Source organism: Rhodococcus sp. 15-649-2-2, assembly GCF_002258645.1.
In the GTDB taxonomy this organism is placed as follows: domain Bacteria; phylum Actinomycetota; class Actinomycetes; order Mycobacteriales; family Mycobacteriaceae; genus Rhodococcoides.
The window spans coordinates 1-583 of the sequence record NZ_NPFM01000041.1 but is presented as its reverse complement, the minus strand read 5'-3'; the positions used below and the strand labels follow the sequence as shown (position 1 = coordinate 583).

The following is a 583-nucleotide window of genomic DNA, read 5'->3' as shown; positions in this document are numbered from 1 at the left end:
CATCGAGACGGTACTGAGCCTTGAGGGCGATGACAGCGAGAACCTTCACCGTCGTCCCTGTTCCCTCAAGGCCCGCAATTTTCCCAGGTACGCCACCTGCGTCCGCAACCGCTCGTTCTCCTCACGCAGGCGGTCGAGCTCGCTGGCCTCACCCGGATCAACTCCCGGTGCCGGTCGACGTCCCGCCCGCTTCGGACGTAGCGCCTCGTCGCCGTCGCGGCGGTATCCGCGAACCCACGGTTCGATGATTCTCGCCGACGACAGTCCGTACTCGCGGGCGAGCTCGATCTTGTTCTCTCCAGCCAGAACACGTTGCACCACAGCAAGTTTGAACTCGAACGAGAAGTGTTGTCGATCCGGTTTCTCCACCAATGCATGTCTCCCTCGAACCCGCCACCGGTCGTAGAGGACAACCACAGCATTCGTCCCGCCACCGACCTTCGCAGCAGCCGAGACAGCACCCATGCCATCCTCGAACAACGCTACCGCCGCGACCCGCTGATCCTCTGTAAGTGAACTTCGTACACGCATGCACACGCTCCCCAGTAGTCGGAACTGAATTACTCAGTCCAACTTCCGGGGA

The 583-nt window shown here is 61.4% G+C and carries 1 protein-coding gene; it reads right to left on the bottom strand.

The features are described from left to right. Positions 1-45 precede the first annotated feature (45 nt). Positions 46-531 carry a helix-turn-helix domain-containing protein gene (locus CH305_RS28565; protein ID WP_094705665.1) on the bottom strand — a complete coding sequence of 162 codons (486 nt, stop codon included), beginning with the start codon at positions 529-531 and terminating at the stop codon, positions 46-48. Positions 532-583 lie beyond the last annotated feature (52 nt).